The sequence below is a fragment of the Arthrobacter glacialis genome (assembly GCF_002909445.1).
In the GTDB taxonomy this organism is placed as follows: Bacteria; Actinomycetota; Actinomycetes; order Actinomycetales; family Micrococcaceae; genus Specibacter; species Specibacter glacialis.
In genome coordinates this window covers 18,176-31,445 of the sequence record NZ_PPXC01000013.1, presented here as the reverse complement: position 1 = coordinate 31,445, position 13,270 = coordinate 18,176, and the positions used below count along the sequence as shown (strand labels likewise).

Genomic DNA, 13,270 nt, shown 5'->3' with positions numbered 1-13,270 from the left:
CGGCCCCCCATGAATCCAATCGCGCTCACACCCCTGCTCATCCCCTCACCCACGGTCAGTGCACTGCAACTGGGGCCACTGACCATCCGCTTCTACGCCCTGTGCATCCTGGCAGGCATTGTGATTGCCGTCTGGCTTACCGGGCGACGATTAACCGCCCGCGGAGGCAACCCCGGAACAATCCTAGATATTACGATCTGGGCCGTCCCCTTCGGCATCGCCGGAGGACGGATCTACCACGTCATCACCAGCCCAGAACTGTACTTCGTGCCAGGGAAGAACCCATGGGACGCCCTGAAGATATGGGACGGCGGAATGGGCATCTGGGGAGCGATCGCCCTGGGACTTCTCGGCGCCTACATTGGGTGCCGACGCAGCCACGTCTCCTTCACCGCCCTCATCGACGCAGCAGCCCCCGGGCTACTGATCGCCCAAGGCCTCGGACGCTGGGGGAACTGGTTCAACAACGAACTCTACGGCGACCCGACCACAGTGCCGTGGAAACTACAGATCCACCAGATGGACTTCAGCACCGGCCGCGCCCACCTGGACAGCACCGGAGCCCCTGTCATTCTGGGCTACTTTCAGCCGACATTTCTCTACGAGTCCTTGTGGTGCCTGGCAGCTGCCGCCGTGCTGCTGTACCTCGACAAGAGATTCCGGCTCGGGGCCGGATCCGTCTTCGCCCTCTACGTCGTCCTCTATACCGCGGGTCGGTTCGTCTTCGAGCTGCTGCGCTCCGACTATGCCAACACCATCTTGGGACTTCGGGTGAACACCTGGGTCTCAGGCCTGCTACTGCTCGCCGGTGCCACCGCATTCCTGTTATGGCGAGGCAAACCTCGTTCAACCGTAGATCCCATACCCACCACCAGCTCAGACGATAAATCCACGACCCCGTCTACTCCAAGGAGACAGCAATGAGTAACGCCAAGGACCGGCAGGCCGAAAATCAGGCAAGAATCGGTGCCGTGTTCGCCACGCACCGAGTGAAGCAACGCCGACGTAACCTTTTCGTCTACGGCGGATTTGGTCTGCTGGCCGTCGCCGTGATCACCATCGTCGCATTCGTCATTACCGGGTCTATTCAGGCCCGCGAGGAGACGGCTGCGGCCGCCAAGAACCCGATCACCGGGGTCCAGACGTACCCGAACCTTACCCGTAACCACGTCCAAACCCCCGTGAGCTACCCACAGAGCCCCAGTGTTGGCGGTGACCATTCAGCAACATGGACGAACTGCGGTATCTATTCAGACCCAGTCAATGAGGAACGGGCCGTTCACTCCCTCGAACACGGGGCAGTCTGGATCAGTTACAAGCCAGACCTTTCCCAAGAAGACGTCAGTGCCTTGACTGCCTTGGTCAAGGGAAAACCCTACGTCCTACTCAGCCCCAATCCGGACCAACAAGCGTCCATCACTGCCTCCGCGTGGGGTACACAGCTCACCGTACCGAATGCCGATGATTCCCGACTTCCCGTGTTCATCAAGGCCTACGCCATGGGCCCGCAGACACCAGAACCAGGCGCTGCATGCTCTGGTGGCACTAACGGCTAAACAACCCACCAAGGACAAGGACAGAACATGACTACCGGTCTCCCCGGTCATGACGCCCACAGGGACTACCGTCGTCATCGCCGTTTAGTCAGGATCGGGCAGATGATCATGGCCGTGGGTGTTCTGGTCGGACTCTCACACTGGATCGCCCATGTCGCCGTGACCGGGGGTCCGCCCGGCATGCAGGATCTCCTCATCGGATACCCCACAGCGGCTGCCCTCTTGATTGCAGGTGCCATCTTGGCTGGACGTACCACGCCCAAGAAGCGCTGACCTGCCACCCTAGGGCATGCCGGCGAGAACCTGGCCCATGAAGGCAACCATACTGCCCCTGATGGGTCCCACCAGTGTGCTCAACGATTCAGGACCGTGACGTTTCACGGTCCTGATCCTAGAGTCGCCTCTGCCTTCAGTCATAGTCTGCTTGGGGCGTTGCTCTACCGATCTCTGGCTACCCATTGTTTGTTCTGTTGTTATCAGTTCTGGGTACCACGATCGTCTTGGACGGGTGATCATAGGTTCTCTCGGAGCAGCCCGTTATTCACCCGGCGTTAGCATGCAGCACGATACTTGGATGAGCTCAATAATGATTTATCAGTGAATTCGCCCGTGCGTGCCTGGCCAATGGGAGGGGTCACGGTGGCCCGAAGGCTACCGTGACCCCACCTCATGTCACTTTCTACACCGGGACCTTCCAAGAAGGAGGGGATTCGATCAGATGAACGGTGCCGGATCGACAGTTTGACCATTGACGACGACCTCGAAATGAAGGTGGCATCCAGTGGAATTACCCGTTGACCCAACCCCAGCAATCTGAGCACCTGCACTGACCTGCTGACCGACGCTGACGCCGACGCTGTCTAGGTGGTTGTACGTGGTTTTGATCCCGCCGCCATGGTCAACCACAATCCGGTTACCACCCCCATACTGGCTCCAGCCAGCCTCTGTCACGGTCCCGGTCCCCGAAGCCAAGACCGCAGTGCCGCAAGCACCCCCGAAGTCGATCCCGGTATGCATTTCTCCACCGGCGCCGCTCAACGGATTGGTCCTATACCCGAAGGGTGAGGTGACCGTCAGGGCAGCCAACGGAGGCACCAGCCCCGAAGACGAGTTAGTGGTAGGAGCTTCCAGGGCCGGTGCGGGTGGTGTAGTTACTGTTGGGGCCTGTACCGACACAGGGGTCTTTTCTGCCGCCGCCGGACGCAGTCCGCCTGCAGGGGCTGTCGTTGGCGCCGGTTTACTGACAATAGTCGGCTGAGCGAAAGACAGCACAACGTCCTTGTCCGCTGTCACTGTCGGTTGCGCTGTCGAGGCGGCGGCGCTGGCGGTCACCGCCGGGGAAAGGTGGTTGGTTTCGGCATGTGCGGCGGGGAGGGCAGTGAGGGCAATGAATCCTGCCGCGGCCACGGCTAGTGCCAGTGGCTTTCGGCCCGTGACATGTTTGGATTTGATTTCAGCTGGAGACGTCCAGTGGCGTCCAGGCGAGGTGGGGGCAGTCTTGGAGACGGTGGCACGGCGGCGGCCGTGCTGGCGGTGGGCAGGCATAGATAAGATCCTCTCGACGCCGACGAAGTTAGCTGTCGGATTCGGGCGAGGGGTCTGCCCGGCCCGCTCAACACATAGCCGCACAGGCCTAAGTTTGTTGAGCGTGCTTCACCCCAAGGCGCACTAAGGCGCCGGTGGTGGTTCCTCCGTCCCCGTCTGGAAAATGAACGGTCGTAATCCGCCGACGGGGTTTGGCGAAGCGGTCACGAACATACCCGTAAGGGGTATGTATTTGTTCAAGCCTAACCAAGAAGCTTCAAAAGTTATAATTTCGTTACCTTAGGGCCATGTGACTTTCTCGTGCCCCATCGGCCGAGAACGGTTCGTGCCGATGCTGTGCAACTCACTCTTACCGGTGGACGGCGGACCAAACGCCCAGAGAGATCTGCATAGGTATCGTGGCGATGCCTGCTGCACCCGTTGCGGCAAAACGGCAATGAGAGCGAGGGCGCCTTAGGCGGCCGCGGCGCACCGACCCCTGAAACCAAAGTGGAGAGCGTAGAGAACAGCAAAGGCACCTGCTGCCAGCCCTGGGACAGCGATGAGAAGTAAGTGCAACCCTCTCGGCACTCAAACGCAACACTCGCAACGGGCAATATCAGGTTTCGCCTCTTGGCTCCGTCAACGACGTTGAAGAGCAAAACCAGATAGCCACGGCTTCACGACTTCCAGACGAGGAAATGACGCACTCTAAGACGCTAAAGACTGCCACAAACGAGTACCGGATAAGCCTTCCGATTTTTACTATGAGTGGTTGACCGAAGGTGAGTTGAAGACCCCGCATGCCATCCATTTACCGGGTAATGAACTGATGGGCTTCGCCGGCCTTTACATCTGGGGGTCCGATAAATCCCTACCTGAGGATCATGAAGCGTATTGGCCACTCACGGCCACAATTTTGACGAGGGAAACGGTTGGGATTGGGAACGGTCGTCAGCTGCAGGAGGGCACCCCGGTGACGTTGTCGCCATCATTTTGGGATGAGTGGCTGGATGCGGACGAAGAGGGAGTCCAGTCCTTGGTTGATGCCGCAGTGGCCGCAGCTACGCCCATCGCGGAAGTCCTTGAGCGCTATCCGGTGGAACCGCTGCGGGGTGATGGCTCTTAGCTGATGGTTGCGTCTTCGTAGACTGTCGTGAATTGATCGGTGAAGAGCTCGATGTCCTCCAGGGTGATGTTGATGGCGGTCGAGCGATTGCGCAATGTTTGCAGGATTTCCTTTTGTGGCCACATCAGTTGGTCCATAAAAGAGGGAAATGTTCGCCCACTTTCCGCGGCGTACCGCAGGAGTGCTTCGGGGTCGGTCACGCGTTGTCCGATGATGAGCTCAACATCGACATCACCCAAAGGATCGATTGTCTTGTCCAGGTAGCTACCAAAAATCCTCAAACGTTGAACGTAGTACGGCTTGGTGAGATCGGAGTTGTAGGTCCGGGCCCGTTCTTGTATTGCCGCTACCAATCTCTCTGCGGTTTTTCGGGAGATTGGTCTGCCAAAACTGGCCATAGCCAGGGCATTACCGAGGATCGTGGTTCTCCACCAAAGGTATCTGCCATCAGAGGCGCCCGTTCGTTCGATGTATCCCTGGGCTTGGAAAAGTCCAAGGGCGGTGCTGGGCTTGTCGATGTCGGGGGTGTCCAGCAATGAGAGTGCCCATTCTTCCTCGAAGTCTTCATTTTTGACCCGTCGGAGAAACTGTCGGGCGGCGGGAGCAGGCAGGCCGGCAATTAGATCGGTCTTTGCAATCCTCATGGGTGACTTTCCGTTCCGGCGCGACTCTTGGTTCTTCAGTCGTGGTGAAGCGGGACTTTGGCTTCTGGGTTCAACTCTAGGAGATGAAGAGCGAAACCGCGATGGCGTCCATACTGGTGTGAGATTTCCTTAGTTCCTACCCCTATTCAGGGGGTAGGGCCTGCAGTAACGTGGGGTTTATACATTATGTATATTGCGAGTAGGCGGAGGAGCTGAATATGGAAACTGCACAAGAGGCATTGGCTCGGGTCTATGCCGGCCGAGAGTTGAACCGGATTGATCTGTTGCGCAGTTGCGCAGCTGCACGAGTTGCAGATTTGAAGCAAGACGAGATTGCTCAGCGGCTCCAGATTTCGCAGGCGGAGGTCTCACGGATACTGAGGAAAATTAGGAATTTTCCGGAGCTCCTTGAAGTGACGCCTCGTGAGATCATTCTCGATTTTCATGCAGGGAGGATGCGGCACGGTGAGATGCTCCAGCAGCTGAAGGATTGGCAATACACCTTCTCCAAGGATGCTGAACCGGACAACCCCGAAGGTGCTCTGACAGGCGGTAGCTGGGATGACGTCGTTGACGCGTTTCACCGGGATCTCATCGATATGGAGGACTACCAGGAAATCCGTCAAGTGGTTCTCCGAAGCGCAGCTACTTCATGAGTCGTGAAGTGCTCCAGCAGGTTCACGAAGAGCTATCCTGGATGACCTCAGAAGGCGGCTCAGCCCACAGAAACTCCCCGCGAGCCACTCAGCAAACGAATCTACCGTTAGATATCTCGGGGGAACGTCTCCGGTTCCAACGGAGCCTCCTGGATGAGCTCCTTTCCGAAGGCGAGGGGCTCATCCTAAAGGAGGGGTTTGCGGCTGTCGTAGTGACAGCTGGACCACCTGGCGCAGGGAAATCAACACACATTGGAGCGATGCAGCTTGCCGATGGTTGGAGGGAAATTGACGCCGATGAGATCAAGATCCGGCTTCTGAAATCTGCCGTCAGCGATGGGCGCTTTGATGATTTCCTCACAACCAATCTTGCCGATGGCCACCCCATTATGATGAACGAGCTCTCCTCCCTGGTGCACAACGAGAGTGTTGCCTTGGCTGATCTGATGATCAAGCGATGCCTAGAGCGCAAAGAGAATGTGATTATTCAGGGAACCCTGTCCTGGGAGGGGCTCCCGCCACGCTACTCACAGATGCTTGCCCTGTATGACTACTCATCGCTCACTCTTTTGGATATTGAAGTGGAGCAATCTGTCGCATTGGAGCGAGCTTTCACCCGCTGGAGTACGGGCCGCATCGACACGATAGCGGGACACTGCGAAGGAGGCGGACGATTCACCCCCATCGAGGCAATCACATCGATCTACGATTCATCCGGCCGCTACAGCCGATGCAACCAGAACGCCGTTGATTTCTTCAACGCCAAGGGTGTCGAAGACCTTGACGGAATTCGGTTGATCGTCTGCGACGGGGAAGACCCCGAAAGCCAGACTGAATACAGGAGGGTTAAGGGCGACTACACCACCCCAATCCCCGGATATCTAAAGGACAAGGACCCGAACCCAGTTAAGGCGAGAACACCCTAGTTTCACTCGATACCAGGCAAGGAGCTAGCTGTGGTGTTGGGGTGAGTTCTAGGAGGCCTTGGCGATGGGCAGCTCATCCCAGTGCGTGGTGTAACGGGGTGAAAGCATCCCTCTTTTCATGCTCCAGTCGGGCCCTCCCTTGACGCCGGCTGCCCCTAGACCGATGGCGCCGCGGCCGTATTCCTTGGATACGTCTTCCAACAGGGTGCCGATGTGTTTTTCTTCGTGAGCATTGACGGAAAAGGACAGGGGCGATTGGTTCCCGGTGGGTTTGAGATCGGTGACCATGATGCCGGCCCTGGGATATCTGACACCATCCACAATGTGCGGAGCTAGGGCGTGAGCTGCTTTCGTGAGAAGCATTGGATCCGCGGTCGGCATGGGCAGACGGACAGTGACCGAGGGGAAGGCTTTGTCATTGGGATTGAAGTGAGAGATTCCAGCAAACCACGACCTCCGGCCCATACGCCAGACCAATCATGGATTGATTCTCCCCACAATGAGGTTCTTCGCCAGGCGCGCCACCGACGCCGATCACCGGCTCCTTGCAGCCCTGAAGGACCTCGAAACCGCCTGAGGTCCGCCCGACTTGCCAGTGACGGCCGGCCGAGGGAGTGACTGCTGTGAAGCCCGTGGTCGTCCTGGAGCCAGCTGTCCGATTTGTCGTGGTGGGAGGATCATTCACGTGATGACTGGTCAGCCGAGGGGTCCGCCGGAATTGCGGGGCCGGCGAGTCCCTGTCCGGTCAATCGGCATAGCCCGAGGGTCGTGGCTCCGGGCGGCAGCGAACTAACGGCCTCGACGCTGTGCCTCCGGCACGCACGTCCCCGGCATACGGCTGCGCTCCGGGTCCGGCATCACCCGTCAGGGGACGATTTCGAAGCCGCGGACGCCCATGAAGTGATCCACTCAAAGTAGCGATGAGATGCGGGAACCCGTTTGAGGACCTTGGACCCTGTTCCGTCGGGCCACGGAGGCAATAGACTCCAACCAAAGGCTGGTCAACACGTAGGCATGGGACGGAGTCAGGATGTATGGATGGGACGGGAACGGCTGGGGTGCAGGTGCCTGGATAGCGATGGCACTCATGATGTTGGTGTTCTGGGGAGGCGTGGTCACCGTCGTCATTCTCTTGCTTCGGCGCACCCCTCCACATCAAGGACCAGGCCCCGTGCGGCCCCCGCATTACGACGCGGAGCGTATTCTGCACGAGCGGTTCGCCCGAGGTGAGATCGACGAAACGGAATACACCGCACGCCGCTCCGCGCTTCGGCATCCGGAATGAAGCCCCAATCCCGACGTGGGCAGGTCATTTTCGGGGTCTTAGTCACCCTCATCATGACAGCCCTGTCTGTCGTTGTTATCGGAGTCGTGGGCGGGGCGACTGCCGGCGGCAACGGATTCGCGTCCCGTCAGAATTGTGCGGCACCCGATCTTCCCGGGCCGGTGGTGAACGTCTCCCTAACGAACATGGGCGGACCCATGATGGGCCAACGAAACGGCATAATGAATGGCGGGGCGATGCGTCTGACCGCGGACCGTGCCACCGTGCCCCGGGGGACGGTGTCCTTTCTGGTGACCAACGGGGGCAATATCAGTCATGAACTGGTGGTCCTGCCGCTTCCGTCCGATCAGGTCGCCGGCACGCGCCCGATTGGCGGTGACGCCAAGATCGATGAAGCCGGGAGCGTCGGTGAAGCATCCAATACATGTGCTCAAGGCGCCGGCCAGGGAATCGTGTCCGGTTCCTCAGGCTGGGTCACCCTCACGTTGGCACCTGGGCGTTATGAACTGCTCTGCAACCTCCCCGGTCACTATGCCGCTGGAATGTACACCCAACTCACGGTCTCCTAGTTCCGATACCACTCTTGTCAGGCGCTTGGAGGGCGGGGGCCCGGAACCGTCGCACGTAAAAGTAGCGCTAGGCCATTGTCGGATGGGCTACGGTAACTATCGTTTGCGATCACGAGCAGGATTCCACCGGCTACGCCGGTGGAATCCTGCCGAGGCGCGCACAGCGGCATTAGACTGGGCCTCATGGGAGTCGAGCCAGCTGTAATAAAGCGAAGGTCCAGAATGCGTTCTCAAGATCCAGCCAGCGTGCCCCGGGAGGTGGAGGGCGAACCGGATCTGGTATCGGTGGACACGACATGGGGAGAGCTGCAGCCGCTGCAGTGCGCGCCCGGGGTGGTCACCCTTGGAGAGCTCGAGCTCCTGGACTCGCTCAGCGTCGGCGCGGTCCTAGTCGACACCCGTGTGCCAGGCTCCAGGGCCGGGATCACGATTCCAGGGGCAGTTAACATCCCCCATGACCGCATCCTCGAGTCCAAGGATCAACTCGACCCTTCCCGGATGAGCGTGTTCTTCTGCAACGGCCCGCAGTGCCCGCAGTCCCCGGCGGCTGTCCGGGCACTGCTGGAAGCCGGGTATCCGGCCTCCGCCTTGGCATACTACAGGGGCGGAATGCATGACTGGGTTACCCTGGCCATGCCCACGGAACGGACCGCGTGACCGCCGGTTGCTGTCACGGCAAGGGTCAGCGGTGGCTGCGTACCTGGGGCGTTAGCCTAAGTTTCGGCATCACCACAGAGGTAATCAGATAACTTAGGACTTCTGCGGCGGCTACGGCAAGCCACCCTGCGGGCCAGGGCCGCTGTCAAGGCTATGCGCTTCTCTGTGTCAAGGGGTTCCTGTTCACAAAAGACGTTCTCATCTTTGGCATAGCATGCAATGGTATGACCACCGCAGGTTGTGCCCGGTCCGAAGGTTGGCACTGGCAATGTTGAAGGAGCGCTCATGCCGGACAGCAACGTTTCGAACGATACCCCGGAAGCTGATGCCTTGAGGGGGCTTTTGATCCATAGTGCAGGGCAGGGCGGGAGTTCCGGGCTTGCTGGCGTGCTGCGCAGTGCGGCAAACGCGGTGGCAGCCTTGGCGCCGGATGTCCCTGTTGAGGTCGTTGTGCAGGGCCCTGGGGTGGGTCTGTTGGTTACGGGTTCAACGCTGACGAAGCCCGTCAGCGAGGCCATGGGCCAGGGCATCCGGATTCTTGCTTGCGGTAACAGCATGGGTTCGGTGGAACTGACACCGGGGCAGCTTCTTCCCGGCGTCGGTTCCGTGCCGGCGGCCATTGCGCATCTGGCGACACGGCAGGGGGAAGGGTGGGCATACGTCCGGCTGTGATGCCCGCTGTCGTCAGGGGTCCGTCCCGCCCGACGGGCCCGGCCTGGTGGGGAAAAGCGGCCGGCAGGTAGTGCACGCATCTCCTGCATCCCCGCCGGTGGTGGCCGATACGGCCCTCCGCTCGAGTTCGAGGCGCTCCCGCAGCGCCCAGCCCAGCAGGGCCAGGGACAGGAGCGCGAAGGCAGGCTGGATTGCCCCGGCCAGCACTGCGGGGGCAGCGCCGGTGAACAGGTGGGCTGCCGGAGTCCTGCGGCCTGTGGACGTTGCGATCACCAGTGCGGTGAGGCCGAGCACCGGCCAGCGGGTATCACAGAGCGTGGCCTCGGCCCCGATGGGTGCCCTGATGTAACTTCCGGCTACCAGTCCCGTGAGAAGCGACCCGGCCGCGACGATCACTACAGACCACCACGGTGTACGCATTTCTGTCATCATGCCGTTCATTGAGAGCACACCAGCCGCGGCGGCGGCGGCGGCGGCGGCGGTGCCGGCTGCCGCCACCCGGGACCACTGCCAGTGGCGAAGTTGACGCCAGTCAGCGCCCAGGGACCGTGGCCGCCGGCCACGGGTACTTCCCCGCTGATCCCCGCCCTGGAGTTCCTGCTCGATCCGGCTGTTCTTATCCATGTCCGTTTCCTGGCTGTTTCCCTGCTCGGGGTCCGGGGCCGTGGCCGGCTGGGTGCTGCCGCAGGCCTGCGAAGACGGCTCAGCCGCTCGTGCGTGCTCATGGGCCCCGGTCCGGCATGCCGTGGGGCTCCCGGGACCGCCGCCTGGCGCGTCTCAGGATGCCGGGTTCGCTGCGACCGTCGCCCGGACCTGGTCCATGTCCAACTCTTTGATGCCGGTGATCAGTTGCTCGAGTCCGGTCGCGTTCATCGCGCCGGGCTGGGAGAAGACGTGTATTCCGCCGCGGAAGGCCATCAGGGTAGGGATGGAGGTGATGCGGGCGGCGGCTGAGAGCCCGGGCTCGGCTTCGGTGTCGACCTTCGCGAAGACAACGTCCGCGTGGGTTTCCGAGGCTTTGCTGAAGGTGGGAGCGAACATCCGGCAGGGCCCGCACCAGGCTGCCCAGAAGTCCACCAGCACGATGTCGTTGCCGGTAAGGGTCTCGTGGAAGGTCTTTTCGGAGAGGTCGATGGTTGCCATGTCCAAATATTATACCCCATGGGGTATTTTCGCAAGAATCGGAAGGGAGTCCTCCTGGCTTGCTTTTATACCCTAGGGGGTATCATGATGGAAGGGTAGATGCCCAGCCGGCGCGGAACTCCGGCAAACGCCGCACCATCAACCGGCTCAAGCGCGCCCCCGTTACTACTGCAAACCAATGCCCCTTCCTACTGAAAGGTCTAGAACATGGAGATCACCCCGCAGCAACTGGCGGAGCAGCTCAAGGGCGGCAGCGACGCCCAGATTGTGGATGTCCGCGAATCCGATGAGGTCGCCGAGGGCATGATCTCCGGCGCGACTCACATCGCCCTGGCAGAACTGGTCAGCCGCCTGAACGAGCTGGACAGATCCCGTCCCGTGATTACCGTGTGCCGCAGCGGGCGCCGGAGTGCAGTAGCCGCGGAGCAGCTGACAGCTGCAGGTTTTACCGCCTACACTGTGCCCGGCGGAATGCTCGACTGGACAGCCGCGGGCCTGCCCATCAGCTGACCCGCCCCAGACCGCCCGGGCGGCATATCCCCAGATGCCGTCAAGGCTCCCACCTGCCCGGACCTTGTCCTGCAGCTTCGCGACAGGGAGACGGGCGGAGGCTACCCGCAAGTGCGGCGCCACCACCAAAAATGTTCCAGCTGCACCGAAAGAGACAATGACAACTTTGAACACGACCCATGCCGTTGAATCCGCCCCAGAGTCCATAGACGCCTCAACCCTAAAGACCTGGGAGGACAACCATGATGATCTGATGGTCATCGACGTGCGCAGCGGCGCCGAGTTCGATGCGGTGCATATCAATGGCTCCTACCATGTTCCGCTGGCCATGCTCAGCGAGCACACGGAAGAATTCGCAGCGAAGCTGGGTACCCGTGTGGTCCTGGTCTGCCAGTCCGGCAACCGCGCCGAGCAGGCCCGCAAACACCTGGACGCCGTGGGTCTGGCCGGTGCCAGCGTCCTGGCCGGCGGGGTCCCGGCGTATGCCGCCGCGGGCGGGAATGTTGTCAGGGGCCGCGGCCCCTGGGCGCTGGAACGCCAGGTCCGGATGACCGCAGGTTCCCTCGTGCTGGCCAGCATCCTCGCGGCGAAATTTGTCTCCCCCAAACTCGGCCTGGTGGCCGGCGGGATCGGCGCCGGCCTGACGTTCTCCGCCGCGACCAACAGCTGCGCCATGGGCCAGGCGCTCTCGAAGATGCCGTGGAACCGCCCCGCGAACGAGCCCACCGCGCACCAGGCTCTGTGGAACCTGGACGCCAAGGCATGATCCTCACCGCGGCGGCGTTCGGGCTGATCGTTGGCGCCCTGCTGGGCCTGGTCGGGGGCGGCGGATCCATCCTTGCCGTCCCCGCCCTGGTCTACGGGGTCGGGCTGCCGCTGGCCGCGGCGATCCCGACCTCGCTGGTCGTCGTTGGCGCGTCCTCCGCCGTCGCGGTGCTGCCCCGGCTGCGGACCGGGGTGAACTGGAGACTGGCGCTGATCATTGGCGCGGCAGGAACCGTGACGGCGTACCTTGGCGCGGCGGTCAACCGGCTCCTGGACCCGAAGATCCTGCTGCTGGCTTTTGCCGCGATCATGGTCTTCGCCGGTATCCGGATGCTGATGCCCTCCAAAACCGCCGGCGGCGCCTGCGCACTGCCCGGCGGCGGGGTCCACTGGCGCAGCTGCCTGCCCAAGGCCATCGCCACCGGCGCCGTCGTGGGCTTCCTGACCGGCCTCCTCGGCGTGGGCGGCGGCTTCCTGATCGTCCCAGCCCTCACCCTGGTCCTCGGACTCCCGATGGCCTTGACCGTGGGAACCTCCCTGGTCATCATCGTCATCAACTCGGCCGCCGGCTTCGCCGCCCACCTCGGTGATCTGCAGATCGCCTGGGCCGTCACGGCGGCCTTCGCCGGAGCCGCGATGGCCGCCTCGCTCGCGGCAGGGCGGATCGGCACCAGGATCCCCGACAAGGCACTCAAACGTGGCTTCGCCATTCTGGTCCTGGTCATCGCCGCCTACGTCGCGATGCAGGCGCTCCTCTCTTGAGAGTGACAGCAAATCCTGAGAGTGACTGCAAAGAAGTGGCATAGGGAAAGCGCCGGAGGACATGTCCTCCGGCGCTTTCCCTATGCCGAACGCCCGGGCGCCAGCAGGGTGGCCCTACCGTCCGAAAAGTCTGGCGAAGAAGCCCCTGCCCGAGGACTTTTCCTGCTCGTGCCCGCGGCACCGCTGGGAGGCTGGGACCCCGCGCATGACCTGGTCCACGTGCTGGCCGCAGCCCGCCCACGTCGTCTTACCGCATTTTTTGCATGTCACCGCACGGCACATCTGATTGCTCCCTTATCTCATTCGATTGTCTTAGCAGTATACCCCATGGGGTATTTTGGGCCGCCGGTTTTAAGTGTGCGGGCGCCCATGGCCCGCCTTTGGGGCGGCACTCCAATGAGAGCGGGCAGACTTTACCTGCCCTCACTATGGCCGGCTCCCGCTCTCAGATGTATCTCATCAAGATACCCTC

17 protein-coding genes, 2 pseudogenes and 1 riboswitch are annotated in these 13,270 nt (G+C 61.4%); of the genes and pseudogenes, 13 read left to right on the top strand and 6 right to left on the bottom strand.

Going from position 1 to position 13,270, the window contains the following annotated elements; genetic code table 11:
* Window positions 1–9: 9 nt before the first annotated feature.
* The 3 genes from lgt to CVS27_RS15215 are packed head-to-tail and all read left to right on the top strand — an operon-like array spanning window position 10 to window position 1,829.
* Complete coding sequence (lgt, locus tag CVS27_RS15225) at window positions 10–924, top strand: prolipoprotein diacylglyceryl transferase (RefSeq protein ID WP_103466705.1); 915 nt, start codon at window positions 10–12, stop codon at window positions 922–924.
* The gene (locus tag CVS27_RS15220; protein ID WP_103466704.1) at window positions 921–1,556 is read left to right on the top strand and encodes a thioredoxin-like domain-containing protein; all 636 of its coding nucleotides are present in this window, start codon (window positions 921–923) and stop codon (window positions 1,554–1,556) included. Before lgt ends, CVS27_RS15220 begins: the two co-directional genes overlap by 4 nt.
* Window positions 1,557–1,583: 27 nt before the next feature.
* Complete coding sequence (locus CVS27_RS15215; RefSeq protein ID WP_103466703.1) at window positions 1,584–1,829, top strand: hypothetical protein; 246 nt, start codon at window positions 1,584–1,586, stop codon at window positions 1,827–1,829.
* Between the two features lie 441 nt (window positions 1,830–2,270).
* Here CVS27_RS15215 and CVS27_RS15210 read toward each other — a convergent pair whose 3' ends face one another.
* Window positions 2,271–3,101, bottom strand: a complete 831-nt coding sequence (locus tag CVS27_RS15210) for a M23 family metallopeptidase (RefSeq protein ID WP_103466702.1) — start codon at window positions 3,099–3,101, stop codon at window positions 2,271–2,273.
* Between the two features lie 5 nt (window positions 3,102–3,106).
* A riboswitch (cyclic di-AMP (ydaO/yuaA leader) is annotated at window positions 3,107–3,281 on the bottom strand.
* A 565-nt stretch (window positions 3,282–3,846) separates the two neighbouring features.
* Between CVS27_RS15210 and CVS27_RS15205 the strand changes: the two are divergent.
* Window positions 3,847–4,209 (top strand): annotated as a pseudogene (locus CVS27_RS15205) (SOS response-associated peptidase family protein); the annotation flags it as partial.
* On the opposite strand, the gene CVS27_RS15200 reads toward CVS27_RS15205, so the two are convergent.
* Window positions 4,206–4,853: a nucleotidyltransferase family protein gene (locus tag CVS27_RS15200; RefSeq protein ID WP_103466700.1), complete on the bottom strand. Its 648-nt coding sequence runs from the start codon at window positions 4,851–4,853 to the stop codon at window positions 4,206–4,208. The pseudogene CVS27_RS15205 and the gene CVS27_RS15200 overlap by 4 nt on opposite strands.
* A 218-nt stretch (window positions 4,854–5,071) precedes the next feature.
* Here CVS27_RS15200 and CVS27_RS15195 point away from each other — a divergent pair, with 218 nt between their 5' ends.
* Window positions 5,072–5,509 (top strand): sigma-70 family RNA polymerase sigma factor, encoded by a 438-nt coding sequence (locus CVS27_RS15195; RefSeq protein ID WP_103466699.1) that lies wholly within the window; start codon window positions 5,072–5,074, stop codon window positions 5,507–5,509.
* Between the two features lie 260 nt (window positions 5,510–5,769).
* Window positions 5,770–6,435, top strand: coding sequence for a hypothetical protein (locus tag CVS27_RS15190; protein WP_133162946.1), 666 nt, complete (start codon window positions 5,770–5,772; stop codon window positions 6,433–6,435).
* Window positions 6,436–6,483: 48 nt separating this feature from the next.
* On the opposite strand, the pseudogene CVS27_RS15185 reads toward CVS27_RS15190, so the two are convergent.
* Window positions 6,484–6,882, bottom strand: a pseudogene (locus CVS27_RS15185) (DUF4113 domain-containing protein); the annotation flags it as partial.
* A gap of 583 nt (window positions 6,883–7,465) precedes the next feature.
* On the opposite strand from CVS27_RS15185, the gene CVS27_RS21495 reads away from it, so the two are divergent.
* The 4 genes from CVS27_RS21495 (at window position 7,466) to CVS27_RS15165 (ending at window position 9,618) form a co-directional block, all read left to right on the top strand.
* Window positions 7,466–7,720, top strand: coding sequence for an SHOCT domain-containing protein (locus CVS27_RS21495; RefSeq protein ID WP_103466696.1), 255 nt, complete (start codon window positions 7,466–7,468; stop codon window positions 7,718–7,720).
* 53 nt (window positions 7,721–7,773) lie between these two features.
* Window positions 7,774–8,289: a sulfocyanin-like copper-binding protein gene (locus CVS27_RS15175; protein WP_243400214.1), complete on the top strand. Its 516-nt coding sequence runs from the start codon at window positions 7,774–7,776 to the stop codon at window positions 8,287–8,289.
* Between the two features lie 222 nt (window positions 8,290–8,511).
* Window positions 8,512–8,946: a rhodanese-like domain-containing protein gene (locus CVS27_RS15170; RefSeq protein WP_207767543.1), complete on the top strand. Its 435-nt coding sequence runs from the start codon at window positions 8,512–8,514 to the stop codon at window positions 8,944–8,946.
* A gap of 285 nt (window positions 8,947–9,231) precedes the next feature.
* Window positions 9,232–9,618: a DsrE family protein gene (locus CVS27_RS15165; RefSeq protein ID WP_103466694.1), complete on the top strand. Its 387-nt coding sequence runs from the start codon at window positions 9,232–9,234 to the stop codon at window positions 9,616–9,618.
* Between the two features lie 12 nt (window positions 9,619–9,630).
* Here the strand turns inward: CVS27_RS15165 and CVS27_RS15160 are convergent, their stop codons facing one another.
* Together CVS27_RS15160 and trxA are read right to left on the bottom strand one after the other, a co-directional pair.
* Window positions 9,631–10,242 carry a hypothetical protein gene (locus tag CVS27_RS15160; protein WP_103466693.1) on the bottom strand — a complete coding sequence of 204 codons (612 nt, stop codon included), beginning with the start codon at window positions 10,240–10,242 and terminating at the stop codon, window positions 9,631–9,633.
* Window positions 10,243–10,395: 153 nt separating this feature from the next.
* Complete coding sequence (gene trxA, locus CVS27_RS15155) at window positions 10,396–10,761, bottom strand: thioredoxin (RefSeq protein ID WP_103466692.1); 366 nt, start codon at window positions 10,759–10,761, stop codon at window positions 10,396–10,398.
* A 207-nt stretch (window positions 10,762–10,968) separates the two neighbouring features.
* Here trxA and CVS27_RS15150 point away from each other — a divergent pair, with 207 nt between their 5' ends.
* From CVS27_RS15150 to CVS27_RS15140, 3 genes are all read left to right on the top strand, one after another.
* A complete protein-coding gene (locus CVS27_RS15150) occupies window positions 10,969–11,271 on the top strand; it encodes a rhodanese-like domain-containing protein (RefSeq protein ID WP_103466691.1) in 303 nt (100 codons plus the stop codon).
* A 157-nt stretch (window positions 11,272–11,428) separates the two neighbouring features.
* Window positions 11,429–12,037 (top strand): rhodanese-like domain-containing protein, encoded by a 609-nt coding sequence (locus CVS27_RS15145; RefSeq protein ID WP_103466690.1) that lies wholly within the window; start codon window positions 11,429–11,431, stop codon window positions 12,035–12,037.
* The gene (locus CVS27_RS15140) at window positions 12,034–12,798 is read left to right on the top strand and encodes a sulfite exporter TauE/SafE family protein (RefSeq protein WP_103466689.1); all 765 of its coding nucleotides are present in this window, start codon (window positions 12,034–12,036) and stop codon (window positions 12,796–12,798) included. Before CVS27_RS15145 ends, CVS27_RS15140 begins: the two co-directional genes overlap by 4 nt.
* Before the next feature lie 114 nt (window positions 12,799–12,912).
* Here CVS27_RS15140 and CVS27_RS21745 read toward each other — a convergent pair whose 3' ends face one another.
* Entirely contained in the window at window positions 12,913–13,080 is a 168-nt protein-coding gene (locus CVS27_RS21745) for a DUF8730 family Cys-rich protein (protein ID WP_103466688.1), read from the bottom strand.
* Window positions 13,081–13,270: the final 190 nt, after the last annotated feature.

Bases quoted from the DNA above. Each gene is read 5' to 3' on its own strand.
- CVS27_RS15200 (WP_103466700.1), bottom strand. From the start codon at position 4,853: ATGAGGATTGCAAAGACCGATCTAATTGCCGGCCTGCCTGCTCCCGCC.
- CVS27_RS21495 (WP_103466696.1), top strand. From the start codon at position 7,466: ATGTATGGATGGGACGGGAACGGCTGGGGTGCAGGTGCCTGGATAGCG.
- CVS27_RS21745 (WP_103466688.1), bottom strand. From the start codon at position 13,080: ATGTGCCGTGCGGTGACATGCAAAAAATGCGGTAAGACGACGTGGGCG.
- CVS27_RS15140 (WP_103466689.1), top strand. From the start codon at position 12,034: ATGATCCTCACCGCGGCGGCGTTCGGGCTGATCGTTGGCGCCCTGCTG.
- lgt (WP_103466705.1), top strand. From the start codon at position 10: ATGAATCCAATCGCGCTCACACCCCTGCTCATCCCCTCACCCACGGTC.
- CVS27_RS15220 (WP_103466704.1), top strand. From the start codon at position 921: ATGAGTAACGCCAAGGACCGGCAGGCCGAAAATCAGGCAAGAATCGGT.
- CVS27_RS15215 (WP_103466703.1), top strand. From the start codon at position 1,584: ATGACTACCGGTCTCCCCGGTCATGACGCCCACAGGGACTACCGTCGT.
- CVS27_RS15165 (WP_103466694.1), top strand. From the start codon at position 9,232: ATGCCGGACAGCAACGTTTCGAACGATACCCCGGAAGCTGATGCCTTG.
- CVS27_RS15160 (WP_103466693.1), bottom strand. From the start codon at position 10,242: ATGGATAAGAACAGCCGGATCGAGCAGGAACTCCAGGGCGGGGATCAG.
- CVS27_RS15190 (WP_133162946.1), top strand. From the start codon at position 5,770: ATGCAGCTTGCCGATGGTTGGAGGGAAATTGACGCCGATGAGATCAAG.
- CVS27_RS15150 (WP_103466691.1), top strand. From the start codon at position 10,969: ATGGAGATCACCCCGCAGCAACTGGCGGAGCAGCTCAAGGGCGGCAGC.
- CVS27_RS15210 (WP_103466702.1), bottom strand. From the start codon at position 3,101: ATGCCTGCCCACCGCCAGCACGGCCGCCGCCGTGCCACCGTCTCCAAG.
- CVS27_RS15175 (WP_243400214.1), top strand. From the start codon at position 7,774: ATGACAGCCCTGTCTGTCGTTGTTATCGGAGTCGTGGGCGGGGCGACT.
- CVS27_RS15145 (WP_103466690.1), top strand. From the start codon at position 11,429: ATGACAACTTTGAACACGACCCATGCCGTTGAATCCGCCCCAGAGTCC.
- CVS27_RS15195 (WP_103466699.1), top strand. From the start codon at position 5,072: ATGGAAACTGCACAAGAGGCATTGGCTCGGGTCTATGCCGGCCGAGAG.
- CVS27_RS15170 (WP_207767543.1), top strand. From the start codon at position 8,512: ATGCGTTCTCAAGATCCAGCCAGCGTGCCCCGGGAGGTGGAGGGCGAA.
- trxA (WP_103466692.1), bottom strand. From the start codon at position 10,761: ATGGCAACCATCGACCTCTCCGAAAAGACCTTCCACGAGACCCTTACC.